Source organism: Sorangium sp. So ce363, assembly GCF_051520435.1.
In the GTDB taxonomy this organism is placed as follows: domain Bacteria; phylum Myxococcota_A; class Polyangia; order Polyangiales; family Polyangiaceae; genus Sorangium; species Sorangium cellulosum_B.
The window spans coordinates 434122-459985 of record NZ_CP150333.1; the positions used below are offsets into that span (position 1 = coordinate 434122).

The 25864-nt window shown below is 70.9% G+C and carries 9 protein-coding genes and 1 tRNA gene; 3 read left to right on the forward strand and 7 right to left on the reverse strand.

What is annotated here, in order from left to right; translation table 11 throughout:
* Positions 1 to 142: 142 nt before the first annotated feature.
* The 3 genes from WMF12_RS01725 to WMF12_RS01735 all read right to left on the reverse strand — a co-directional run bounded on the left by WMF12_RS01725 (position 143) and on the right by WMF12_RS01735 (position 4428).
* Positions 143 to 215, reverse strand: a tRNA-Ala gene (locus WMF12_RS01725).
* A gap of 662 nt (positions 216 to 877) precedes the next feature.
* Positions 878 to 1888 (reverse strand): isopenicillin N synthase family dioxygenase, encoded by a 1011-nt coding sequence (locus WMF12_RS01730; protein ID WP_437861021.1) that lies wholly within the window; start codon positions 1886 to 1888, stop codon positions 878 to 880.
* A 371-nt stretch (positions 1889 to 2259) separates the two neighbouring features.
* Complete coding sequence (locus WMF12_RS01735; RefSeq protein ID WP_437861032.1) at positions 2260 to 4428, reverse strand: hypothetical protein; 2169 nt, start codon at positions 4426 to 4428, stop codon at positions 2260 to 2262.
* Between the two features lie 194 nt (positions 4429 to 4622).
* Here WMF12_RS01735 and WMF12_RS01740 point away from each other — a divergent pair, with 194 nt between their 5' ends.
* Positions 4623 to 4904, forward strand: a complete 282-nt coding sequence (locus tag WMF12_RS01740; protein WP_437861041.1) for a hypothetical protein — start codon at positions 4623 to 4625, stop codon at positions 4902 to 4904.
* Here the strand turns inward: WMF12_RS01740 and WMF12_RS01745 are convergent.
* Both WMF12_RS01745 and argB read right to left on the reverse strand, forming a co-directional pair.
* Positions 4865 to 5332, reverse strand: coding sequence for a hypothetical protein (locus WMF12_RS01745; RefSeq protein ID WP_437861048.1), 468 nt, complete (start codon positions 5330 to 5332; stop codon positions 4865 to 4867). The genes WMF12_RS01740 and WMF12_RS01745 overlap by 40 nt on opposite strands.
* A 79-nt stretch (positions 5333 to 5411) precedes the next feature.
* The gene (argB, locus tag WMF12_RS01750; protein WP_437861061.1) at positions 5412 to 6266 is read right to left on the reverse strand and encodes an acetylglutamate kinase; all 855 of its coding nucleotides are present in this window, start codon (positions 6264 to 6266) and stop codon (positions 5412 to 5414) included.
* Positions 6267 to 6439: 173 nt separating this feature from the next.
* Between argB and WMF12_RS01755 the strand changes: the two genes are divergently transcribed.
* Both WMF12_RS01755 and WMF12_RS01760 read left to right on the forward strand, forming a co-directional pair.
* Complete coding sequence (locus tag WMF12_RS01755; RefSeq protein ID WP_437861069.1) at positions 6440 to 7600, forward strand: M20 family metallopeptidase; 1161 nt, start codon at positions 6440 to 6442, stop codon at positions 7598 to 7600.
* 148 nt (positions 7601 to 7748) lie between these two features.
* Positions 7749 to 12809, forward strand: a complete 5061-nt coding sequence (locus tag WMF12_RS01760; protein WP_437861085.1) for a protein kinase domain-containing protein — start codon at positions 7749 to 7751, stop codon at positions 12807 to 12809.
* Between the two features lie 22 nt (positions 12810 to 12831).
* Here WMF12_RS01760 and WMF12_RS01765 read toward each other — a convergent pair whose 3' ends face one another.
* Both WMF12_RS01765 and WMF12_RS01770 read right to left on the reverse strand, forming a co-directional pair.
* A complete protein-coding gene (locus tag WMF12_RS01765; RefSeq protein WP_437861101.1) occupies positions 12832 to 24405 on the reverse strand; it encodes an amino acid adenylation domain-containing protein in 11574 nt (3857 codons plus the stop codon).
* 556 nt (positions 24406 to 24961) lie between these two features.
* Entirely contained in the window at positions 24962 to 25543 is a 582-nt protein-coding gene (locus tag WMF12_RS01770; RefSeq protein ID WP_437743865.1) for a cupin domain-containing protein, read from the reverse strand.
* Between the last annotated feature and the right edge of the window lie 321 nt (positions 25544 to 25864).

Consider the following 25864-nt stretch of genomic DNA (forward strand, 5'->3'; position numbering starts at 1 on the left):
GGTGTGCGTCACTGCGTAACCGCATGAGCTCGCACGCTCACCATGGCCCGCGTCTCACACGGCCGTACGCTCGCGAGGGAGCAGCGATGGCGTGGAGGATGAAGAAGAACGGCTAAGAAAGAGAATGAAACTGCTTCGAGGGTGGACCTGACAGGGATCGAACCTGCGACCTCTAGAGTGCGATTCTAGCGCTCTCCCAACTGAGCTACAGGCCCTCGCTTTCGAGAGCGCGGACTCTACTCGCCGGGGCGCCGCTGTCAAGCATAGATCGCGGTTTTCTCTCCCTCGCCCGCCCGTCGTTCGGCGCCATGCTGGGCGTCCCCCCCTGGGCTCCCTTTGCTTCCGCTGGTTCCCCTGCTTCCCCCCGCTGTGGTTCCTCCTGGTACCTCGTCGCCCAAGGACGAATTTGTGGTGGCGAAGTGGCGCGATCCGTGCGAGCCGCTGGAATTCCGTCGGGACGTGATGGATCGCACCCCTTCGAAGGCAGGGGCCCAACCGGCAAGCCTGGGGCGTGGAGAGCTCGCGACGGCCGCCTCGTCGCCTCGGGCCGCCATGGCTGCCGAGCTTGCCGGCATCCTGAGCCGCGCCGTCGTCCTCGGGGATGACGAGGCGGCCCGGGTCGTTCACGGAGCGATCGGTCGGCTTCTCGGGCTGCCGGCAGCACCGTAGGAGCAACCAAGTGTTTGCGCCTCATGCGAAGCGCCGGAGCGCCGGGGGTGCCCAGGCCAGAGCGGACTCGGTGCACTGGCGATCTAGGTACGGGAGCGGCCCTCGCGGAGAAGGCGGGCAGGACGCCAGCCCTGGAGCGTAAGGGAGCGCCTGCGCGGGCGTGCCGCCCGATCAGGAGATCGACGGGGCGGGCTCCGGTCGATCTGTCTTACGCGCTCGGGGTTGAGATTGTCATCTTGCCGAGCTGCTCCTTGAGAAATGCCTCGTAGCTCTGCCTGCGGGGCGCAGCCCCCTTGGGAAGGCAGGAGGGGAGCGTCTCGAACACCGCATCATAGTTGGGGTTGCCAAAGTACACGACGCTCAGCCGCTCGCTGCCCGCACGCTCCCTGGGCGTCACGACCTGGTGCCTCGTGGCCTTGAGGCGACCGTTGCTGATGAACTCCATCATGTCGCCGATGTTGACGATGAAGCAGCCAGGCCTTGCAGGCACCGGGTGCCAACTGCCCTCATGCTTTATCTCGAGTGCGTGCTCTCCGTTTGCCATCTCGCCGGGGCTGAGGATGGTCAACATATTCGGATCGGCGTGCTCGGCCAGGCGCCTGACTGCATTATTGCAGTGCTCGGGCGCGGGCTCCGGGTAGTAGACGCCGGTCAAAGCGCTACAGTGCTTGGAGAAGAACGGCTTCCAGAAGTTCGGCGGCAGGTCAGCGGCAAGGCCGATGAGGTTCGTGATGTGGTTGAAAAGCCTCTCCATCGCTGCATAGTAGTCAAATACGGCCTCCTGGAGACCGGGCGCCGTCTCCTCGGGCGGCCAGATGTTCTCCGGGACTATGAAGTTGGCGAAGTCCGCCTGATAGTACGGGTCCGTGGCGCGCGCTTCTCTCGAGACCTCGCGGCCAAAGCTCAATCGCTCGCATAGATCGGCCGTATCGGATTTCTCGCCGTAGACGGCGCTGAAGTTGATCTCCGTGAGGCCGGTGTATCCCCGCATGGGGGTCCCTTTGGCCTTCAACTTGTCGGAGACAGGCTTCCGAAAGAAGCCGAGCAGCTTGTCGCGAACCTCTGCGACGAGGCTCTCTGGCACGCCGTGGTTGCAGATGCAGAAAAAGCCAAGCTTCTGCAGAGCCGACCAGATCTCTTTTGCTGCCCGCTGGCTAGCTTCGGGCTCGTTGCTCCCCGTAGCTCCCAAGTCGATGATAGGCAGGTCAACTCGATTCATGATATCTCCCATGGGACGGCACGTTCATGGGATCCGAAATCGCTGTCTCAATCGTTTGGTACGATCATTCGACTTTGCGGCCGTCTTTGAGAAAGTAAAGATTGTCGACGGGCGCGCTTAGCATGCTGCGCGTACGTTGTCAACGTGCCAGGGGACAGTGGGTGGCCCTACGGTGCCGAAGAGCCGGATGTGAACAGCACTCATCCGGTTCTGTGAGAGGCGCCCCCCTGGCAACGGGGGGCGCCTACCCGATAGGACGTCTCAGGCGAGTTCTGCCCGTCCCCTCCCCGTGCCACGAGCAAAATCCCTGGGGGCCGGACGGCTCGGCGCTACCCCACACGCAACTAGGGAAGGATTGGGGCGATGAGGTACTAGTTGGCAGGGCTCGGCGGCTCCGCGGGCGCGCCGGGCGCCGGCGGAGGCTCCGCCTGCGCGCGCGCCTGGGCCTTCGGGTTCTGGAAGATGAAGAGCTTCTCGCGCTCCTCCCCGTAGCTCTCCGTGCTGCCCCACTTCGGGTTCCAGTCCTTCACCCAGTACACCTCCCCGGAGACGATCGCGTCCTCGGGCCGGCCCGTGCGCTCCGGGTAGCGGTAGATGTACTCCTTCATCGCGTCCCGGTACGAGGTGTTCGCCGGCAGCTTGATGCGGGCGAAGTAGTCGCACCAGATCTGGGTGTACGCGAAGCTCTTCGCGTGCAGGAGGTCGAAGTTCGGCGGCTCGCCGGTGAAGGGGTTGATGTGGCGGCCGTCGACCGTGATGGCGTCGACGACGATCGTCCCGTCGTCCATCACGGGGTTCGGCGAGAACATGAACCAGCCCTGGAGGAACCGGAGCTTCTGCGAGAGGACGCGCGTCGGCTCGGGGTGAGGCACCTTCCAGCGGTTCTTGATGACCCAGAGCTCGACCGCCGCCTGGTTGACCGCGCCGACGAACATCACGAGCACGGCGACCTCGCGAAACGTCGCGAGCACCTTCCGGCCGGCCAGCCGGAGCGGCGCCGGCGGGGGCGCGATCTCCGAGCGCTCCGGGATCCGCGCGCCGAGCGCCCGGCCCAGGCTGCGGCGGTGCGCCGCCGCCATCGCCGCGGTCGCCGCGTCGCGCACGAGCGGCAGGCGGAGCACCCACGCCACGGCGGGGCCGAGCGGGATCGCCGCGACGATGTCGGCGAGCGCCGCGGCCCCCTCGGCCGCCTCGCCGCCCGGACGTCGCACCGAGAGCCCGTGGGCCGCGGAGCTCGACGCCTCGAAGGTGAGCAGACCGAACCGGTCCATCCGCTTCAGCACGCGGCAGGCGAGCACGGCGCCCGGCGAGCGCGGGTCGAACAGCACCACGCGGGCCCGGTGCATGCGCCGCATCGTGCGCGCGGCGATCTCCCAGTCCTCGCGGCCGATGAGGAGCGTGGAGAACACGCAGAGCGCCCACGCGAACGGGCCCAGCACGAACGTCATGCCGAACCCGATGTGGAGCACGTTCATCATCACCAGCACGAGCCGCCGCGCCCACACCCGGCCGAGGGGCGACAGCAGGCACACCGGGATGGCCGCCTCGAACGAGATCACCATCTTCGTCATGAAGAGGATGAGGAAGTTCGGCGCGTAGTCGCGGATGTCCGCCACGATCGGCGTCACCATCCGGTCGACGTAGAGCACGAAGTGGATCGCGGTCCCGTTCTTCCAGGCGGGGCCGGTCTTGTGCACCACGTTGAAGAAATAGATCGCCGAGAGCTGGATCAGCAGGACGGGCCCGAGGACCGTCACGTAGGCGTCCGGCTTCCGGGGGTCGTCGAGCGCGGAGCGGTCGTTCAGATCGTCCGCGGTCCGCTCGCGGCTCCGCTTCAGCGACGCGAGGAGCGCGTCGACGGAGAAGCGATCGCCCATCGGCAGGAAGCACGTCCAGAGCAGCAGCAGGTTGTGGACGACGTAGCCGCCGTTCTCGATGAGCAGGACGCGCCCGTTCATGCTCGTGACGAACACGAGCGAGAGCACCTGCATGAGCTTCGTCTTCCAGCCGATGAGCAGGCAGACGTAGGTGGCGAAGATCACGGCCCAGAGGACCCAGAGCTCGCCCGGCGTGGAGAAGGCGTTGACGAGCGAGAAGTTCCCGCCGCCCTGCGGGCGCCAGAGGTTCACGTGGTTCGGCAGGACGCCGATGTCCGCGAACATGTCGGACCACGCCCAGCTGCGGCGGAACAGGTCGCCGATCAGGAAGAAGCCGAGCAGGATGCGCGTGAAGCCGAGCGTCCGCCGGTCGAACGTGAAGAAGCTGTCCCGGAGGATGTCCCACATCGAGGGCCCGCGCGGCCGCGGAGGCGGCTCCGGCGCCGCGCCGTCTTCCTCGTCGTGCTCGCCCTCCGCGGCGCCATCGTCCTCCGCGGCGTCGTCGCGCTGCGCCTCGCGCGCTGCGCCGTCGCCCGCGCGCGCGCCCTTGCCGGAGCCTCTCGCGGCGGCGGCCTCCGGGCCTGCTTCGTGGCTCTCGCCGGGGTCCTCGTTCCGGAGCGCGCCCTCGGGCCCACCCTCGTCGCGATCGTCTTTTGCGTTCATAAGGCGTCGAGATCGATGCTGCGCGAGCGGAGCGCTCGCCGTTCCCATCCCCTACCTACCGCAACCGCGCGGGCGCCGCACGAGGCGACCAGGAGCGCGACGCGCGAGCGCGCCGGGTCACGCCCTGTGGGCAGGATCGCGACCGCACGGCGCGCTTGATGCGCGCGGCGCGGGACGGTAACGAGGAGGGCGACGTGCCCCCGATGTCCAACGCGCCCGACGCGCCCGACGCGCCCGACGCGCCCGACGCTGAAGAGCGCCTCGCGCTCGCGAGCTGCGCCTTCGTGGCCGGCTGCATCCTGCTCGCGCCGCGCGAGTGGATCTCGGCGGGGCTTTCGCTCGCGCTCGCTGCGGCGCTCTTCGGGTGGCACCTCCGGCGGCGCGCCGCGGCCCCGAAGGGAGGGCCGGCGGCGCTCGCGCAGGGCGCCCGCGGCGCTCAGGGCGCGCCGGGTGAGGAGCCGCGGGCGCCAGCCTGAACGCGCAGCGGAGGGCGCCCGAAGCGGGCGCGCACGCGGTCGGCGACGGCGCGCACCCGCGGCGCCCCGAGGAACCGCCGCTCCAGGCGCCGCTTGCCGGGGATGTCGAGGAGCATCACGCCGATCAGGATCACCAGCGCGCCCGGACCGGGGACGCCGGGCAGCGACAGCAGGATCCCGAGCGTGACGGCCATCACGCCGAGCAGGTTCTTTCCGACGCGCGCCGCCATGCGCACCCAGGCCGGACGCCCTTCCAGGAAGGGCGCCTCCTCCTGCCTCTCCAGGTAGTCCTCGGGCAGCCGAACGAGCACGACAGCGACGAGCGCCATGCCCGCGATGAAGCTGGCGAGGCACACGCCCACGCCGATGGCGAGCTGCTCGCGGTGCGCCTCGACGAACGCGAGCGCTGCTCGGGCGGCATCCGTCATCGATGAGGCGGGTAACATACGGCGGGGAGGCAGGGAGCATACGGCGCGCGGCCGGCTCGGGCGAGGTGGGCCAGGCAGCTCAGGGGACGAGCACGGTGCCGATCGAGCCGGGCTCGCTCGCCTCGCGCGCGAGATCGCCGGGCTTGAGCCGCCCCAGGATGTGGATGCGGCGGACCCCTTCGGCGAGCGCGGCGAACGACTCCTCGAGCTTCGGGATCATCCCGCGCGTGACGGCGCCGCTCGCGATGAGGGCGCGCCCTTCGGCGACCGTGAGGCTCGGGATGCGCGAGGCGGGATCGGAGACGTCGCGCAGCACGCCCGGCACGTCGCTGACGAGGAAGAGCCCCGCAGCGCCGAGCTCGATGGCGACCCGGTTGGCGACCGTGTCGGCGTTGATGTTGTACGCCTGCCCGTCCGCGCCGGCCCCGAGGCAGGCGAGGACGGGCAAGTAGCCGCCGCTCCCGAGCAGCTCGAGCAGCCCGCGATCGACGCCCGTGATGTCGCCGACGAGGCCGAGGTCCACCGGCTCGGGCCCGGCGCCGGCGTAGACCTGCGGCGGCCGCTTGACCGCCGAGAGAGCGGGCCCGCTCGCGCCGTGGAGCCCCACCGGCCTCGCGCCCGCGGCGACGAGCGCGGCGCAGAGGTCGACGTTGAGCTTCCCGGCGACGACCATCTTCATGACGTCGAGCGTGTCCGCGTCGGTGACGCGCTGACCGGCGACCTGCCGGACGGGGATGCCGAGGCGCTCCTGCAGCCGGGTGGCCTGCGCGCCGCCGCCGTGGACGACGATCGCGCGCGCGCCCGCGCGGGTGAGCGCCGCGAGGTCGCTGGAGAGGATGGCGAGGGCAGGGCCGCCCACGACCTCGCCGCCGAGCTTGATGACGAGCGGGCCCGTCGCCGTGGTCACGGGTGCCTCCGCGCTGCTCTGGGACATTTCATGAGGGGCACACGTACCACTTCTGCTGCGGCCAGGGCAGAGGTCGCCGGCGCGCGGGGTGGTGGCGGCGTGGTGGCGGCGTGGTGGCGGGGTGGCAGCGCGAGCGGGCGCCGGCGACCTCGCGCGGGGCGGCGCTCGGCCTTCGGTGGCTTCCGTGGCATGCTGGCGCCGTGATCCAGGCCCTCCGACAGGCGCTGTCCAGCCGCGCGGAGCCGATGCTCGCGCTCCTCGAGCGGCTGGTGAACCTCAACTCGTTCACGGACAACCCGCGCGGCGGCGACGCCGTGGGCGAGGTCCTGGCCAACGAGCTCTCGACGATCCCCGGCCTGTGCGTGCGGCGGTTCGCGAGCGCGCGCTACGCGGCGCACTGGGTGGCGGAGAGCGAGGCGGCCAAGGCGTCGCCGGCGGGGCACGTCGCCCTCGTCGGGCACCTCGACACGGTGTTCCCCCCGGGGGTCTTCGAGGGCTTCCGCCTGGACGGGGAGCTCGCGCGCGGGCCCGGCGTGCTCGACATGAAGGGCGGGCTCGTGGTGGTGATCGAGGCGCTCAGGGTGCTCGAGCGGATCGGCGCGCTGCCGGCGATCCCGGTGCGGTTCGCGATCGTGGCGGACGAGGAGGTCGGGTCGCCCGAGGGGCGCCCGCTGCTGCAGCGCGAGCTCGCGGGCGCCGCGTGCGCGCTCGTGTTCGAGGCGGGGCGCGAGGGGGACCGGATCATCACCGCGCGCAAGGGCACGGGGGGCGCGACGGTGACGGCCACGGGCAAGGCGGCGCACGCCGGCAACGCGCACCGGCAGGGCGCGAACGCCATCTGGGCGCTCGCGCGCTTCGTCGACCGGGCGCAGCAGCTCACCGACTACGGGCGGGGGGTGACCGTCAACGTCGGCAAGGTGAGCGGAGGGCAGGGCAGGAACACGGTGCCCGACGCGGCGGAGGCGCAGGTCGACCTCCGCTTCGTGAGCCGCGCGGACGGCGAGGCGATGCTGGCGGCGCTCGCCGCGGCGGCGCGCGAGGCGGCCGCCGAGGTGCCCGGCACCGCCGTGCAGGTCGACGGCGAGATCGCGCGGTCGCCGCTCGCGCGGACCGACGCGAGCGCGGCGCTCTGCCGTGAGTACGCGGCCTGCGCGCGGGCGGCGGGGCTCGGCGACGCCGAGGCGCCCCTCCTCGGCGGCGGATCCGACGCCAGCTCGACGGCCGAGATCGGGATCCCGTCCATCGACGGGCTGGGGCCGCGGGGGAGCGGCTTCCACACGAAGGACGAGCTCGTCGAGGTGGGCACGCTGGTCCCCAAGGCGGAGGCGCTGGCGGCGTTCCTGCTGGGCCGGCGCGCCTGAGGGGCTGACGGGCGGCGCGCGCGACTCCGACGCTCGCCTGCCGCGGGCTGCTACGTGCGACCCCAGTGGATCACCTGGGCGGCTGCCTCGGGCCGCGGCTGTAAGGGATCCCCTTGCTGCGATGACGCGAACCCGCGAGAATGTATTTATGGCAAGTGGGGCTGCTTACACATTGACGGGCGTCATCCACGAATCCTCGGCGACGACGGTCTACCGGGGAGTTCGAGAGAGCGACCGCTCCCCGGTGGCGATCAAGCGGCTCAAGAGCGAGCGCCCGCTGCCGGTCGAGATCGCGAAGCTCAAGTACGAATACGCCATCGCCCGAGACCTCGCGCTGCCGGGCGTCGTGAGGGTCTATGGGATCGAGATGGTGGGGAGCGGCCTGGCGCTCATCATGGAGGACGCGGGCGAGCGGCCGCTCAACGAGATCATCGGCGCGAGCAAGCTGAAGCTGGAGGACGCGCTCCGAATCGCGATCTCGATCGCCGACGCCCTGGAGTCCATCCATCGACGAGGCGTCACTCACATGGATGTCAAGCCGCACAACATCCTCGTCAACGCGGAGACGCTGGAGGCGAAGCTGACGGATTTCGGCAGCGCGACGCGCCTGTCGCAGGAAGCCCACAAAGCGAACCGCTTCGCGTCCTTCGAGGGGACCCTGGCCTACATGTCGCCGGAGCAGAGCGGGCGGCTGAACGTCGTCATCGATCGCCGCACGGACCTCTACTCCCTGGGCGTCACCCTGTACGAGATGGTGACGGGCGTCCTCCCCTTCCGGACGACGGACCTCATGGACCTCGTGCACAGCCACATCGCGCGGACCCCGCCGGCGCCGCAGACCGTATCGCCCGCGGTGCCGAGCGCCGTCTCCGACATCGTGATGAAGCTCCTCGCCAAGAGCCCCGACGACAGGTACCAGAGCGCCCACGGGCTCAAGGTCGACCTGGAAGAGTGCTCGTCGCAGCTCTCGTCCAAGGGGAAGATCGAGCCGTTCCCCGCCGGCCGATACGACTACATCGATGAGCTGCGGGCGCCTCAGAAGCTCTACGGCCGGGAGACCGAGGTCGCGCTCCTCTCCGACGCGTGGGTCCGCACGAGGCAGGGCGGGAGCGAATCCGTCCTGGTCTCCGGTTACTCCGGGATCGGCAAGTCGGTCCTCGTGAACGAGCTCCAGAAGAGCGTCGTTCGTGAGAGAGGGTATTTCGCGACCGGCAAGTTCGACCAGCTCAACCGGACCACGCCGTACGCGGCCGTCGCGCACGTCTACCAGGAGCTCATCCGCAACATCATGGCGGAGTCTGCCGAGGCGCTGGGGCAGTGGAAGCGCAGGCTGGCGGCGGCGGTCGGCTCGAACGGGCAGCTCCTCATCGACCTGATACCGGAGCTCGAGCTCCTGATCGGCCCTCAGCCGGCCGTCCAGGCGCTCGGCCCCACCGAGTCGCAGGCGCGGTTCCAGCTGACGCTCCAGAACTTCTGCCGCGCCTTCCCCTCCAAGGAGCGCCCCCTGGTCCTCTTCTTCGATGACCTGCAGTGGGCGGACGCGGCGTCGCTCAAGTTCCTCCAGACCATCGCGGCCGAGGCGCGGATCCCCTACATGCTCATGATCGGCGCGTACCGCGACAACGAGGTCGACGCGAGCCACCTGTTCTCCGTGGTCCTCGGGGAGCTCCGCAAGAAGGCGGCGGCGGTGAGCGAGCTGACGCTCAAGCCGCTCGCCTTCGCCGACGTGAACCAGCTCGTCGCCGACACGCTGAGCTGCGATCCTCACCGCGCGGAGCCCTTCGCGAGGCTCATCTTCGACAAGACCCGGGGCAACCCGTTCTTCATGAGCCAGCTCATGAAGAGCCTGCACGCCGAGAGGCTCCTCTCGTTCGACCCCGTCGGCTTCTCGTGGACATGGGACCTCGATCGCATCCGCGAGGCGAAGGCCTCGGAGAACGTGATCGAGCTCATGGTGGGCAAGATGCGCCGGCTGCCCGAGCGCGCCCAGCGTATCCTCTCCCTCGCGGCGTGCGTCGGCCACCAGTTCGATCTGACGACGCTGGCGATCGTGACGAGGCGGTCGCGCCTGGAGGCGGCCCGCGAGCTCTGGGGCGTGCTCCGCGAGGGCTTCATCCTCCCCGTGGACGCGGAGTCCAGGTTCTTCGATATCGCCATGGACGGTGAGCTCGCCGTCGCAGAGGACGGCTCCGGCGAGGAGCTCAACGTCTCTTACAGGTTCTTGCACGATCGCGTGCAGCAGGCCGCCTACGCGCTCATGGACGACGCGGACAAGCAGGCGGCGCACCTCCAGATCGGGCGGCTGATGCTGGAGGACAGCAGGCGAGATCAGTCCGAGGCCGAGCTGTTCGACATCGTGGGCCACATGAACAGGGGCGTCGCCCTGATCACGGACGAGCGCGAGAAGCGGGCGCTCTCGCGGCTGAACCTCGACGCCGGCAAGCGGGCGAAGATGGGGGCGGCCTATGACGCCGCCGTCCATTACCTCGAGATCGGGACATCGCTGCTCGACGCGGAGAGCTGGAAGAGCGAGTACGAGCTCGCGTTCGGGCTCCACGCCGAGCTCGCGGAGTGCAGGTGCCTGAGCGGCGGCTTCGAGGCGGCCGAGCCGCTGTTCGACGTCCTCGCGACCCAGGCGAAGAGCACGCTGGATCGCGCGAAGGTCTGCGTGCTGCGCATGACCTTCTACCTGATGCTCGGCCAGATCAACCGGGTGATAGACCAGGCGCTGGAAGCGCTCGGGCTCCTCGGGGTCGAGCTCCCGCAGGCCGCCGAGGAGCGCGAGGTGATGCTGCGCGCGGAGCTCGCCGCCTTGCGCGCGAGCCTGGAGGGGCGCGCGATCGCCGATCTCATCGACCTGCCGCTGGCCTCCAGCGCGGAGACACAGATGACCCTGGGCCTCCTGGGCGAGCTGGCGACGCCGGCGAACGCCGTGGATCCGACCCTCGCCTTGCTCGTGGTGATCAAGCAGATCAACCTGTCGATAAAGTACGGCAACTCGGCCACGTCCGCCCTGGGGTACGTCTCGTTCGGCAGCATGCTAGGGAACGATCTGCCCCTGTTCCGGGACAACCCTCAGCGATACGAGGAAGGGTACGAGTTCGCGAAGCTCGGGATCGCGCTCAACGAGAAGTTCAACAACGTTCGCCTCACCTGCAAGCTGCTGATCTACTTCGCGGCGACACTCCATCTGTTCGAGCATCTCTCGGCGACGATCGACTGCTTCGGGCGTTCCCGCCAGGCCGGGCTGGCGAGCGGCGACCTGGTCTATGCGTCGTATTGCTGCATGCACATCGCGGCGGCGAAGCTGAACCTCGGTGACGATCTGGACGCGCTCGCGGACGAGATCGAGCAGAACCTCGCGCTCGTGCGGCGGATCGGCGACCTGACCACGATCCACGCCCTGGTCTGCGCGAAGCAGGTGGTCGCGAACCTCACGGGTCGAACCGAAGGGGGGCACTCCCTGAGCGGCGGGGCGTTCGACGAGGCCGAGTTCACGAGGTCGATCGAGGGGCCGGAGCTCGGCTACGTGGCCAGCTGGTACAGCGCCTTCAAGCTCCAGCTGAGCTACCTCCACGGGGACTACGCGTCCGCGCGCTCGTTCCTGGCCACGGCCGAGCGGCAGAGCGTGGGGTGGACGACCCACGCCTGGGCGACGGAGATCGTGTTCTTCGGCTGCTTGACGCTCGCGGCGTCGTGCGACGGGGCGCCGGACGGCGAGCGGGCGCAGCACATGGAGGCGATCGCGAGGCTCGAGGCGAAGCTGAACCACTGGGCGGAGCTGAGCCCGTCCAACTACGCCCACAAGAGCACCCTCGTGGCGGGCGAGGTGGCGCGCCTCTCGGGGAGGACGCGGGACGCGATGATGCTCTACGAGAAGGCGATCGAAGCGGCGAGGGCGAGCCGGTTCGTGCGCGACGAGGCGATCGCGAACGAGATCGCGGCGAAGCTGTACGAGGCCGAGGGGCTGCTCCGGTCCGCTCGGGCCTTCATGACGGACGCCTACCACGCGTACCTCTCGTGGGGGGCGACAGCCAAGGTGGAGAGCCTGGCGCGGGTCGCTCCCCACCTCGTGCCTGCCGACGGAGGGCTCCTCGGGCCGCGCAGCGTGGTCGCCTCATCGCGCTCCGGCAGGGCGCAGACCACGTCGACGACGCGGCTCAGCACCAGCATCCTCGACGTGGAAGCGGTCATCCAGGCTGCGCAGGCGCTCGCGGGCGAGGTCGTCCTGGAGAGCGTCGTGAGCCGGCTGATGGAGATCGTCATCAAGAACTCCGGCGCGCAGAAGGGCGCCCTCATCCTCGAGCGGGAACAGCACCTGCTCGTCGAGGCGGTCGTCACGGCGGAGCCGAGCTCGCTCCGGGCGGGCCTGGCCGCCCCGCTCGAGGGGAGCGCCGACGTGCCGGTCTCCATCGTGCAGTACGTCGCGAGGACGAAGGAGCCCGTGATCCTGGCGGACGCGACCCAGGAGTCCCGGTTCGCGGGCGACCCGTACATCGCCGCGTGCGCCCCGAGGTCGATCCTGTGCCTGGCCATGGTCCACCAGGGCCGGATCAAGGGGATCATCTACCTGGAGAACCGGCTCGCCCCGAGCACCTTCAAGCCGGCGCGGCAGGAGCTCGTCAGGCTCCTTCTGACGCAGGCCGGGACGGCCGTGGAGAACGCGCTGCTCTACGAGCACCTGGAGCACCGCACGGCGGCGCTCCAGGAGGCCGAGCAGCGGCTCGGGGTCGAGTTCGCCGGGCGAGAGCGGAGCGAGCGGGAGCGCCTGTCCTTGCAGGAAGAGATCATCCGGGTGCAGAACGACCGGCTCGCGGAGCTGTCCACCCCCATCATCCCGATCACCGACCGGATCATGGTCATGCCGCTGATCGGGATGATGGACCGCGCGCGGGCCCAGCAGGCGCTCAGCACCGCCCTGCACGGGGTCGAATCGAACGGCGCCGAGGTCGTGATCATCGACATCACCGGCGTGAAGCTCGTCGACACCGACGTCGCGAGCACGCTGATGGCCACGGCGAAGGCTCTCCGGATGCTCGGGGCGCAGGCGGTGCTCACCGGCATCCGCCCCGAGGTCGCGACGACCCTCACGGGACTGGAGATCGAGTTCAGAGAGATCGTGACGCGGGGGACGCTCCAGAGCGGCATCGCGTACGCGCTGCAGAGGACGGGGAGGACCGACGGCCTCGTGAAGAGCGCCGCGCGTTGAGCGCGGCGCTGGCTCGACCGGCTCAGGTCCTCGCCTGTCCGCTGTCGGGGCTGCTGTCCGGGCCGTTTCTCCGGGAGCTCCATCGGCTCAACCCCGAACGCGCGGTGCTCTCGGGGATCCTGGCCCGCACGCGGCTCCGCGCCGTGATGTGCGCCCGGACGACGCGGGCCACGGACGTGACCTGAGGCGGCTCCATCATGGTGAAATGGTTGCCCGGGACCTGGTGCATGACGAACCGCCCGCGGGTGAGGCCCCTCCAGTAGTCGACGTCGTCGGGCTCGCTCGCGCCGAGCTGATCGCGCGCGCGCACGAACAGGACGCTGGCTTCCGTCGGGCGCGGCTCGTAGAGCGTCATGGCGCGCCAGGTGCTCAGCACGATGGCGCGGAACGGCGCGTCCTCCTGGAGCGCGGCGACGAAGCCCTGGTACGCCTTGGGGGCCGCGTCCTTGAGCCCGATCATCTGCCGGAGCACGTCGTCGGCGCTCTCGATCGACGCGCCCCGCGCGGACGCCAGGGATCCGGTGTCCAGCAGGAGGAGCTGCACCTTCTTCCCTTCCGCCAGGAGCTGCTGCGCCATCTCGTAGGCGATCACGCCGCCGGCCGAGTGGCCGCCCAGGAGGTACGGGCCCTCCGGTTGGACGGCGCGCAGCTCTTGAACGTACCGCGCCGCCATGGCGGGGATCTCGGAGAAGACGGGCTCGTCGGGCTCCATCCCCGACGCCCGGATCCCGTAGATGGACAGCTCGGCGCCCATCTGCCGCGCCAGCTCGCGGTAGATGAAGATCGTGCCGCCGATGGGCTGCACAAGGAACAGCGGCGCCCTGCGGTGCGACCCGACGTGGAGCGGGACGATGAGCCGGCCGCGCCCGCGCCCCGACGCGACGCTGGCGCTCCTGTAGGTGGGCGGCGCGGAGGCGCTGGAAGGCTGGCTCTCGTGGATGTGCTCGGCGAGCGCCGCGACGGTGCGTAGCTCCAGCAGCGCGTGCACCGATAGCTCGACCTTCAGCCGCTCCTTGATCAGGGCCCGCACCTCGATCGCGCTCAAGGAGTGCCCGCCGAGGTCGAAGAAGTTGTCGTGCGGCCGCACCTTGGCCACGCCGAGCACCTCCCTGAAGATGTCCGCGAGCGCGCGCGCCACATGATCCGCAGGCGCCCCGGCCCTCTGCTCGGAGCTCGCGTCGCCCCGGTCCGTCGCAGGCGCCGGGAGCGACGCCGCGTCGCTGCTGTCGAGCGCCGACGAGGGCGCCGCCATCATCGCAGGCGCCGGGCGCGAGGCGCCGAGCACGTACGGCGTGCGCTTGAACGGGTACGTCGGCAGCGGGACGCGCCGGCGCCGCTCGTCCCGGGAGAACGCCGCCCAGTCGACGTCGGCGCCGGCGCACCAGAGCTGGCCGACGGCGGCGAGCAGCGCCTCCAAGTCCGTCCGATCGGAGCCCGAGCTCGCCATCGTGGTGAGAATGAGCCGCCCCGCGCCGGCGTCGGGGTGCTGGCTCGCCAGCGTGGCCAGCGTCCGCCCGGGCCCGACCTCGACGAAGACGTGATCCGGGTCGAGGAGCAGCGCTGCGAGCCCTCGCCCGAAGCGGACGGTCCCCCGGAGGTGCCGAGCCCAGTAGGACGGATCCTGGGCATCGGCGTCCGTCATCCACGCGCCGGTGAGGTTCGAGAGCATCGGGATGCGCGGCGCCCGTCGCTCCAGGGAGGCCGCCAGCTGGGTCAAGCGGTCCGCGAGCGGGCCGACGAGCGAGGAGTGCGCCGCCGTGGCGATCGGCAAGCGCCGGGTCTCGTGGCCCTCGCGCGCGCACTCCTGCTCGAGGCGCTCGATCGCCGGCAGCGTCCCGGAGACGACGCACACCTCCGGGCCGTTGACGGCGGCCAGGGAGAGGCCGTCGCCGAGCCGATCGAGCAGCGCGTCCTCGGAGAGATGCACGACGAGCGTCGCCACGTCCCTGGGCAGCTGCTCGTACAGGCGCCCGCGCGCCGCGATGAGCGTCACCGCGGCCTCGAGCGACAGCACACCCGCGACGCAGGCGGCGGTGTACTCGCCCAGGCTGTGTCCGCTGACCGCCGCCGGGCGGATGCCCCACGACAGGAGGAGCCGCGCCGTCGCGACCTCGGTCGAGAAGATGGCCGCCATGTTCGCGCAGGGGGCGCGCAGCTGCTCGGCCGCGCGCTCCCGCTCCTCGGGGCCCGGGAAGAGCAGCGCCCGGATATCCACGGAGAGCGCGCGCTGGAACAGCGTGGCGCACTGATCGAGGCTCTCCCGGAAGACGCGCTCGCTCCCGTACAGCTCTCGCCCCATGTCCACCCGCTGGGAGCCTCCGCCGGGGAAGAGGAACACCACCTTCGGCGCGCGGCCCTCGGCGACGTCGCTGAAGGCGTGGGCGGGATCGCGCGCTCGCAGGCGGGCGGCCGCCGAGACCGGGTCGCGGCAGACGACGGCGCGGCGATGCGCGAACCGCGCCCGCCCCTGCTGGAGCGTGAAGGCGACGTCGGGGAGGGAGACGCGCGCCGCGTGCCGCAGGTGCCCGGCCAGCCGATCCGTGATGCCCTCGAGCGCTTCGCTCGTCTGCGCGGACAGGACCAGCAGCTGGCAAGCCCGCGACGGGCCGGACGGCTCCATCGCGGGCGCCTCCTCCAGGACCACGTGGGCGTTCGTGCCCCCCATCCCGAAGGCGCTCACCCCGGCGCGGCGCGGGCGCGTTTCGCGCTTCCAGGCGAGCGGCGCGGCGTTGACGAAGAACGGGCTGCTCTCCAGGTGGAGCTCGGGGTTCGGGCGCCGGAAGTGGAGCGTGGGCGGGATCAGCTCGTGCTCGAGCGAGAGCGCGGCCTTGATGAGCCCGGTGGCCCCGGCGGCCGCCCCCAGGTGCCCCAGGTTGCTCTTCACCGAGCCCAGCGCGCAGAACCCGACTTTGTCAGTGCCATTTCTGAAGGCGCGCGACAGGGCGGCGACCTCGATCGGATCGCCGAGCCTCGTGCCCGTCCCGTGGCCCTCGACGAAGGTGATGCTCTCCGGCTCCACCCCTGCGGCGGCGTGCGCCTTGAGGATCGCCTGCGCCTGTCCGTCCGTGCCCGGCGCGGCGTAGCCGACCTTGCGCGAGCCGTCGTTGGTGATCGCGGATCCGAGGATGACGGCGTGGATGTGGTCGCCGTCGCGGAGCGCGTCCTCCAGCCGCTTGAGCACGACCACCGACACGCCGCTGCCGGCCACGGTCCCCTGCGCGTCGGCGTCGAACGGCCGGCAGTGCCCGTCCGGCGACGCGAGCGAGCCCTCCTCGTGGACGTGACCGAGGCGCGTCGGCGGGAGGACCACGACGCCGCCTGCGAGGACCATGTCGCACTCCTTCGTGGCGAGGCTCTGGCAGGCCAGGTGCACCGCGACGAGCGACGTCGAGCACGCGGTCAGCACCGTCACGGCGGGCCCGCGGAGGCCCAGCTTGTACGCCACCCGCGTCGTCAGGCCGTCGGTGACGTTCCCGGTGAAGATCCGGTAGTACTCGGCGCTCAGCGGCGCCTTGGGCATGCCGACGCGCTCCAGCCAGTACAGCGGGGCGTCGCTCCCGGCGAAGACGCCGACCGACTGCTCGCACGAGAGCGGGTCGTAGCCCGCCCTCTCCATCGCCTCCCAGGCGCACTCGAGGAAGATCCGGTGCTGCGGGTCCATGAGCATCGCCTCGTTCGGGCTGTAGCCGAAGAACCGCGCGTCGAAGCACATCGCGTCGTCCAGCACGCCGCACGCCGGCACGAGGTTCGGCGCGCGGATCAGCTCCAGATCGACGCCCGAGGCCTCCAGCTCCTCGGGCGTGAAGAAGCGGATGCCCTCGACGCCGTTGCGCAGGTTGAACCAGAGCGTGTCGACGTCGCGCGCCTTGGGGTAGCGCCCGGACATCCCGACGATCGCGACGGCGTTCGCGGGCGCCGCCTTGCGCTCCGGCGCGGGGGCCCGGCGGCTCGAGGGGCGCGTCGGCGGCGCCGGCGCAGCGGTCTCGTCTGCCTCCGCGGCCCGCGAGGCCGCCCCGAGGTGAGCGGCCAGGCTGCGGATCGTCGGGTGCTGGAACAGCTCCACGATCGGCACGTTCCGGCCGAGGCGCGCCTGGAGCGCGGCCTGGACCTGCACGAGCAGGAGCGAGTGGCCGCCGATCTCGAAGAACCGATCATCGAGCCCCACGCGGTCGAGGTCGAGCACCTTGCGCCAGATCTCGCTCAGGACGGCCTCGATGTCCGAGGCCGGCGCGGCGATCTTGGGCTCGGCGCTCGGCGTCGGGCGCTCGGGCGCGGGGAGCGCGCGCCGATCGACCTTCCCGCTCGCGTTGAGCGGCAGCGCGTCGAGCTTCACGAAGATCGCCGGGACCATGTACTCGGGGAGCTTCGCCGCGAGGAACTCCCGCAGGGCCGGGAGGAGCGCGCGCGCCTGCTTCGCGCGGAGCGGGTCGTTGACCAGCGGCGAGCGCGCCTGTCCCTCGGCGGCGCTCGCGCCGAGGAGGGCGCGCGGCCTCCGCGGATCCCCGTCGCGCTCGAAGAGGACGTCCATGCGCTCCGGGCCTCCGGTCCGCGACCAGGTGACGCGGACCGCGTAGCCCAGCCTGCCGCCGAGCTCCCAGAGCGCCTCCGGCTCGATCGCGACGCCGGCGCGCGCGGGGCCCGCGGCGCAGAGGTCCTCCTTGGTCCCGCTCGCCGTCGAGAGCGCCGCTGCCAGGGCGACGTCCGCGTGCACGCGCGCGTTCGGGATGCCCAGCACCTCCAGCGCCTCGGGGCGGTCCTCCCGCAGCGACCGCTCGATCTCGTGGAGGTCCGCCGCCGCCGACCCGCCGATCGATCGAGCGATCGCGGCCGGCTCCGCCGCCGCGCCCACGAACAGCACGACGTCGTACCGGTAGCGGGTCATCTCCTCGGCGCCGTGGCCGCGCTTGAGCCAGATCTCCACGTGGCTCACGCCCGGGATCTGGCCGCGCAGGGCGCGGAAGTAGTCGGGCGCGACGACGAGCTCCTCCTCGGTCGAGATCGCCCGCCGCACCCGGCCACGCAGCTCCTCGGCCGCTGTATCCGGCGACGCCCGGTGGAGCTGCACCGACGCGTGGAACGCCTCGAGCAGGGGGAGGCTCCGCACGTCGCCGATGAACACGAGCCCGCCGGGAGCGACCGAGCGGACGGCGCCTTCGATCACCGATCGCAGGTAGTCGGCGCCGGGGAAGTACTGCACGATCGAGTTGAGGACGATCGCGTCGAAGCTCCCGGGCTCGACGTGGCTGAAGTCGTTGGCCTCGCGGCGCGCCAGCGTCACGTGCGTGTACCCCCTGGCGGCGAGCCTGGGGCGGAGCAGGGAGATGGCCTGCTCGGAGAAGTCGGTCGCCAGGTAGGCTTCGCAGCGGGGCGCCGTCTTCAGGAGAAGGAGGCCTGTCCCGCAGCCGATCTCCCAGACCCGCTTCGGCTGGAAGGACAGGATCCGCTCGACCGTGAAATCGCGCCACGCGCGCATCTCCGCCGCCTCGATGGGCGCGCCGGTGTAGCTGCTGTTCCAGCCCGTCGTGTCGAGGTCCGGATCGGTGAGGGCGATGTCCTTCGCGTAAGTATCGTCGTACAGCGCGCGCCACTCCGTGACGTGGCCCGCCTGGAGGCTCGCGTCGTGCGCCGCGGGCTGCCCGCCGCTGCTCGGCACCACGTAGGCGACGAGGCGCTTGTCGCCGTGGGCGTCGTCCGTCGCGAGGACGACGGCGTCGTCGAGGGCGGGGTGCTGCCTGAGCGTGGCCTCGATCTCGCCGAGCTCCAGGCGGAAGCCGCGGACCTTGACCTGGTGGTCGAGCCTGCCGAGGAACTCGATGTCGCCGTCGGGCAGCCAGCGGACGAGGTCGCCGGTGCGGTACATGCGGGCGCCGGGCGCGTCGGAGAAGGGGTCGGGGAGGAAGCGCTCTTCTGTGAGCTGCGGATCGTGGAGGTAGCCGCGGGCGAGGCCGTCGCCGCCGATGTAGAGCTCGCCGGGGACGCCGACGGGGACGGGCTGTCGGCGCGGGTCGAGGAGGTAGACGCGCACGTTGTCGATGGGCCGGCCGATGGGCGGCTTTCGTGAGGCGTCGCGGTCGGCGGGGGCGCCCCGGAGGAGCGAGCAGGAGGTGGTGACGACGGTGGCCTCGGTGGGGCCGTAGTTGTTGACGACCTCGAAGGGGATGGCGCGGTGAGGCCAGCGCCGTAGCCTGTCGCCGCCGGTGAGCAGGGCGCGCAGGGAGCAGCGAGCGGGCCAGTCGAGGCGCAGCAGCTCCTCGGCGATGGGGGTGGGGACGAAGGAGACCGAGATGTGCTGTTCCAGCAGCCACTGCTGGAGCTCCAGGGGCGAGCGGCGGAGGGCATCGGAGGGGATGTACAGGCACGCGCCGGAGCAGAGCGAGGGCCACATCTCCCAGACCGAGGCGTCGAAGCCCGGGCTCGCGATGAGGGTGGTTCGATCCGTGCTGGACAGGGCGAACCGCCGCCTGTGCCAGGCCACCAGGTTGGTGAGCCCGCGGTGCTCCACGAGCACGCCTTTCGGGCGGCCCGTCGAGCCTGACGTGTAGATCACGTACGCCAGGTCGGAGGGGCCTGTGCTCCTCGGCGGCGCCGAATCAAGCTGTTCGGTGAGCGCCCGCCCGTCGGCGTCGAGGCGGATCACCACGCCGCCGAACGCGGGGATGCGGTCGGCGAGGCGCGCCCCGGTGATGAGCACCGGCGCCCTGGAGTCGTTCAGCATGAGCTCCAGCCGCTCGCTCGAGCTCTCGGGGCCGAAGGGGACGTACGCCCCGGAAGCCTTGAGGATCCCGACGATGCCGACCAGGAGAGCGAGCGACCGTTCTGCGTGGATCGCGACCGCCGTCCCCGGCACCACGCCGGCCTCGCGCAGGCGGTGGGCGAGCTGGTTCGCTCGGCGATCGAGCTCGCCGTACGTCAACGAGCCGCGGTCGGCCACGGCGGCCAAGGCATGCGGCGCGCGCGCCGCCTGCTCCTCGAACAGGTCGAGGACGCACCGGTCCCCTGGAGGGTCGACCGCCGTGTCGTTCATCTCGATCACGAGCCTCCGCTGCTCGACGCGCGTGAGCAGCGGCAGCGACGACACCGGCTGATCCGGCCCCGAGGCCGCGGTGGAGAGCACCGTCAGCAGGTGCTCCGCCATCCGCTCGATCGTCGCTCGATCGAAGAGATCGGTGCTGTACTCGAGCATCCCCGTCACGCCGTCAGGGCTCTCCCAGGAGTACAGCGAGAGGTCGAAGATCGTCTTCTTGGCGTCGGCCTCGATGGGACGGACCTCGACCCCGGCGAGCGCGAGATCGCGCTCCGCCGGGCTCTGCGGGGCGAAAGCGATCTGCACGACCGGGTTGTAGCCCGGGCTGCGCTCGGGCCTCAGCTCCTGCACGAGCACATCGAAGGGCAGCATGTCGTGCTCGTAGGCCTCCAGGCACAGCTGCCGCACCCGCTGGAGCAGGTCGTCGAAGCTCGGGTCGCCGGACAGATCGACGCGCAGGGGCACGATGTTCACGAAGAAGCCCATGATCTCCTCGAGATCCATGCGCGCCCGGTTGGCGCTCGGCATTCCGATCAAGAGGTCGTCGCGCTGCGTGTAGCGGTGCAGCAGGACGGCGAAGGCGGCCATGAGGACCATCGTCACCGTCATCCCCCGCTGGGCGCTGAGCTCCCCGAGGCGCTCCACGAGCGGCGCGTCGATCCGGAAGGAGACGGTGGCGCCGCGCAGGCTCTGGATCGCCGGCCGCGGATGATCGCTCGGCAGCTCGAGCAGGGGGGGCGCGTGGAGCAGCCGCTCTTTCCACCAGGCGAGCAGCTCTGCTCGGGCGCTGTCCCTCATCTGTTCGCGTTGCCACGCGGCGAAGTCGGCGTACTGGATCGCGAGCTCGGGCAGCGCCGCGGGGGCGCCCCCGCGGTGGCCGTCGTAGAGGATGGCGAGCTCGCGGAACGCGAGCTCGATGGACCAGCCGTCGGTCGCGATGTGATGGAGGTGGAGCCACAGGATGTGGTCCTCCGGCCCGAGCTTGAGCAGGCAAGCCCGGAGCAGGGGGCCTCGCTCGAGGTCGAAGAGCGTCTGCGCCTCTGCGTTGATGCGCTGGTGCGCCGCGACCTCCCGCTCTTCCGGGGAGAGGTGCTGGAGATCCATCACGTTGAGCTGCAACGAGCTCTGCGGGGCGATGATCTGGACCGGCCGCCCGTCGCGCTCCGCGTAGGTCGTCCGCAGGATCTCGTGCCGCTGCGCGAGCTCGCGGAGGCTCTTGTCCAGCGCTCCGATATCGACGCGCCCGCGCAGGCGGAACGGGAACAAGCAGTTGTAGGCCCGGCTCTCCGGCGCCAGCCGCTGGAGGAACCAGAGGCGCTCTTGCCCGAAGGACAGGGGCAGCGGCCCGAGGCGCGGGACGGGCGAGATCGCGCGCTCGGCCCCGCGCGCCGCGGGCTCCTGCCTCACGAGGGGCGCGAGCTCGGCGATGGTCGGGCGGCGGAAGAGCTCCTGGAACGCGATATCGACCCCGAGCGCGCTGCGCACGCGGGAGAGCAGCCGCACGGCATGGACAGAGCTGCCGCCCAGCTCGAGGAAGCTGTCATGCACCCCCACGCGCTCCTGCCGCAGCACCTCCTGCCAGATCCCGGCGAGCGCCCGCTCGACGGGAGAGCGAGGCGCGACGAAGGCGTGCGCCAGCGCGGTCCGCGCGGGGCCGGGGGCCGGGAGCGCCGCTCGGTCGACCTTGCCGTTCGCCGTCATCGGCAGCGCGTCGAGCGCGACGAAGGTGGACGGCACCATGAACTCGGGCAGCCTGCCCAGGAGGTGAGCGCGGAGCGCTGCCGGCGACGCCTCCACTCCCTCCACTCCCTCCACTCCTCGCGCGGAGGCTCCGTCGCCGCTCGTCGGGACCACGTAGGCGACGAGGCGCTTGTCGCCGTGGGCGTCGTCCGTCGCGAGGACGACGGCGTCGTCGAGGGCGGGGTGCTGCCTGAGCGCGGCCTCGATCTCGCCGAGCTCCAGGCGGAAGCCGCGGATCTTGACCTGGTGGTCGAGCCTGCCGAGGAACTCGATGTCGCCGTCGTGCCGCCAGCGGACGAGGTCGCCGGTGCGGTACATGCGCGCGCCGGGGTCGGAGGAGAAGGGGTCGGAGAGGAAGCGGTCGCGGGTGAGCTCCGGGTCGTGGAGGTAGCCGCGGGCGAGGCCGTCGCCGCCGATGCAGAGCTCGCCGGGGACGCCGACGGGGACGGGCTGGCGTCGGGGATCGAGGACGTAGACGCGCACGTTATCGATGGGCCGGCCGATGGGCGGCTCGCGTGAGGGGCCGCGGTCGTCGTGGGCGCCCCGGAGGAGCGAGCAGGAGGTGGTGACGACGGTGGCCTCGGTGGGGCCGTAGTTGTTGACGACCTCGAAGGGGATGGCGCGGTGAGGCCAGCGCCGTAGCCTGTCGCCGCCGGTGAGCAGGGCGCGCAGGGAGCAGCGAGCGGGCCAGTCGAGGCGCAGCAGCTCCTCGGCGATGGGGGTGGGGACGAAGGAGACGGTGATCTGCTGCTCGAGCAGCCACTGCTGGAGCTCCAGGGGCGAGCGGCGGAGGGCATCGGAGGGGATGTGCAGGCACGCGCCGGAGCAGAGCGAGGGCCACATCTCCCAGACCGAGGCGTCGAAGCCCGGGCTCGCGATGAGGGTGGTTCGATCCGTGCTGGACAGGGCGAACCGCCGCCTGTGCCAGGCCACCAGGTTGGTGAGCCCGCGGTGCTCCACGAGCACGCCTTTCGGGCGGCCCGTCGAGCCCGACGTGTAGATCACGTACGCCAGGTCGTCCGGCGCCTGGCCAGCGGCCGGAGGCACCTTGTCCGCGGGCTCGCGATCGAGCATCGCCCGATCCGCGTCGAGGCGAACGACGCTGAGCCCGCGGCTCGGCACGCGGCAGACGAGGTCGTCGCTGGTCAGGAGCGCCGACACCTTCGCGTCCTCCAGCATGAACGCGAGCCGAGCCGGCGGATAGGCCGGGTCGAGCGGGACGTACGCGCTCCCTGCCTTGAGCACGCCGAGCGCGGCCACGATCATGTCCGGTGAGCGCTCCAGGCAGATGCCGACGAGCGCGCCAGGCCCGGCGCCGCTCTTCCTGAGGAGGTGGGCGATCTGGTTGCTCCGCCGATCCAGGTCGGCATACGTGAGCCGCTCGCCTTCGAACGCCACCGCGGCGGCGGAAGGGGCGCGGCGCGCCTGCTCCTCGACCTGCTCGTGGACCAGCTCGCGCGGCGGGGCCGTCGCCGCGCCGCTGCTCCAGTCGACGAGCAGCTGCCGCCGCGCGTCGGCCGACAGGAGAGGCAGATCCGAGATCCGCTGATCAGGGGCCTCGGCAGCGCCGCCGAGCAGCGCCTGCCAGTGCTCGAGCAGCCTGACCGCCGTCGCCTGCTCGAAGAGATCGCGGCGGTAATCGAGCCTCGCGACGACCCCTTCGGCGGCGTCCTCGACGCTCACCACGAGATCATGAGCGACGTACGGCAGATCGAGGTCCGTTCGGGTCAGCGTCAGCAGCGGCCCATTGCACGGCGGGGGGCTGGGGGGCGTCGCCGCGAAGAGGACCTGGACGATCGGCGTGCGGCCCGGGTCGCGCGGCGCGGCGAGCTTCTCCAGCAGCGCCCTGGCGGGAACCTCGCTGTTCGCTCTGCCCTCCTCGATGGACCGGTGTACCTGGCGCAGGAGCTGTCGGAACGAGGGCTGTGCGCCGAACCTGCCCCGCACGATCACCGGGCCGCCGAAGAGGCCGATGAGCTCCCGGACGTCCGGCGTATCGCGCCCGGGCAGGGGCGTGCCGATCAAGACATCCTCCTCGCCGGTGATCCGGTGCAGGACAGCCAGCATCCCCGCGAGCAGCGCGGTGAACAGGCGCGCTCCTTCGTCCCGGGCCGCCGCTTCGAGGCGCAGGAGGAGCGATCGATCGAGCGCGCGCTCGACCGACCCTCCGTCGAAGGCATGCACGGCGGGCCGCGGCCGGTCCGTCGGAAGATCCAGGGCAGTCGGCGCGCCGGCGAGCTCCCGTGTCCAGTGGTCGAGCCGCGCGTCGAGGCGATCGCCGGCGGCGCGGTCGAGCTGCCGCCGGACGTGGTCCTGATAACGCATGGGCAGCGCCGGAGGCGTCATGGAATGGTAGAGGGCGCAGAGCTCCGAGAAGAACAGCCCCACGCTGAAGGCGCCGTCGCAGACGAGGCCGTGCATGGACAGCGCGACCAGGTGGCGGCGCTGGTGCGCCCGGATGAGCGTCACCCGCCAGAGCGGGGCACGCTCTAGATCGAAGGGGCGAGCGGCCTCCTCGCGGGCGGCCGCGAGCGCCGCCTCGCCCGAGGTGGGCTGTAGGTCCGGGGCCAGGTCCACCTCTCCGAGGTCGATCGTCACCGCGGGCCTGACGACCTGCGCGGGCTCTCCGTCGCGCTCGACAAAGGAGGTCCTGAGCGGCTCGTGGCGCGCCGCGATCTCCTCGATGGCGCGGCGCAGCCTGGGTACATCGAGATCCCCGTCGAGCCAGGCCGCGCCGCCTTCATGGATGACCGGCGCGGGACCATGGACTCGAGCAAGGAGCCATTTCGTCTCTTGCTCGAAGGAAAGTGGCGCGTAAGTCAGCTCAACCATGGCGCATGCCCTCCTGTCCGTTGATGTCAGAGAGCACCTCCCTCCTCCCGCTCCGAGCGTTCGGAGAGGCCCTTGCAATGGGCTCACGCGCGCCGCGTAGGCGCACCCATGCAGGTTGTCAGGCACTCCATTCGCTCGCGCGCCGGATGTCGGCTCAGCGATGTCCTCGGTGACATGGCGCTCCTCCTCCCGAGCGCGCTCCTCCTCCCGAGCGCGCATCAGGCGTACGCCTGTCACGGAACCATCACGCGAGAACTCGACGGCTTCGCCTCCCCCGGCGACACCTTTCCTTGGTCTACAGAATTAATAATGATCCTTTATCGTAGTATTGCCAAGCGGAATGATCAAAATCGTTCGAGCGACGAGCGGAAGGCTCATCTCGATCATGTTCGAGTTCCTGCCCGAACAAGTTCATCTGTGACGCGCCCTGCTCTGGTCGGCGCGGCGCGGCGCCGCGCCCGGGGCCGCGCCGGCAGGGGACCGCGTCTGGCCCTGAGCAGCCAGCGCCTCCGTGGCTCGGCGGGGGCTGTCCGCGGATGGACCGCGAGGGCAGGCGCTACTCTGTGGGAGGATCGGTGAAGAGCATACCAGTCGTCGCCGTGAGCTTCTCCAGGATTGCGGGCCCGAAGCGCTCGGCGAAGCGCGCCCTGTCCTCGGGCGCGATGACGATGTCGCCCGGCTCGTCTTCGCGCTCGTCCGTGATGATGGCGAGGAGCAGCCCGGGCTCCTGGCCGACGTTCTCGAACTGCCGGTAGACGCCCACGGGCACGTCGATCATATCGAACGGCTCGAGCGTCGTCTCGTCCGTGGCGCCCTCGTTCCAGCGCAGCGCGAAGCGTCCAGTGAGGCACAGAAATACCTCCCTCGAGCGACGGTGTGCGTGCAGAGGGACTTTGTCGCCAGGCCTGCAGCTGACGATGCCCACGCTCATGCCTTTGGGGCCGACGATGGCCGGCCCCGCCCCCTCGCGCGCGTCCCCCGCCGCGTGCGCCATCAGGAGATACAGAGGAGGGTTCACGGCGTCGAACGCCTCCTGTGGGATGCTGGTGTCAACGGTGTGATTCACGTAAGCCCGGAGCTCGCCGAACCGCGCGATGCGCGAGCGCATCTGCTCCGGGGTGATCTTCAGCGTCGTCATGATAGATCCCCCTTGTCTGCCGCGTCCGAGCTCCTGGACCGCTCGGCGCGGCTCTTCTCCAAAGATACCGCGGGCTATGGCGGTACGCTCGATCGATTCCCTGCTTCGAATCGACTTTATCGCTCGCTATGGTCGCGCGTCACGGGGGTGACGCGCGTGAGCCGTGTGTTGGCTGAGCAATGGACAATACTGGGCCAGTGTAGTAGCGTGGCCCGGGAAGGCCGATCTCTGGAGGAGCTCGGAAGCGTCGAGACGCGATGCAGCCGATCCCGCGGAGCGCCGGACGGTGAAGCCGATACGGCCGCGGCGCCTGTCGGTCAT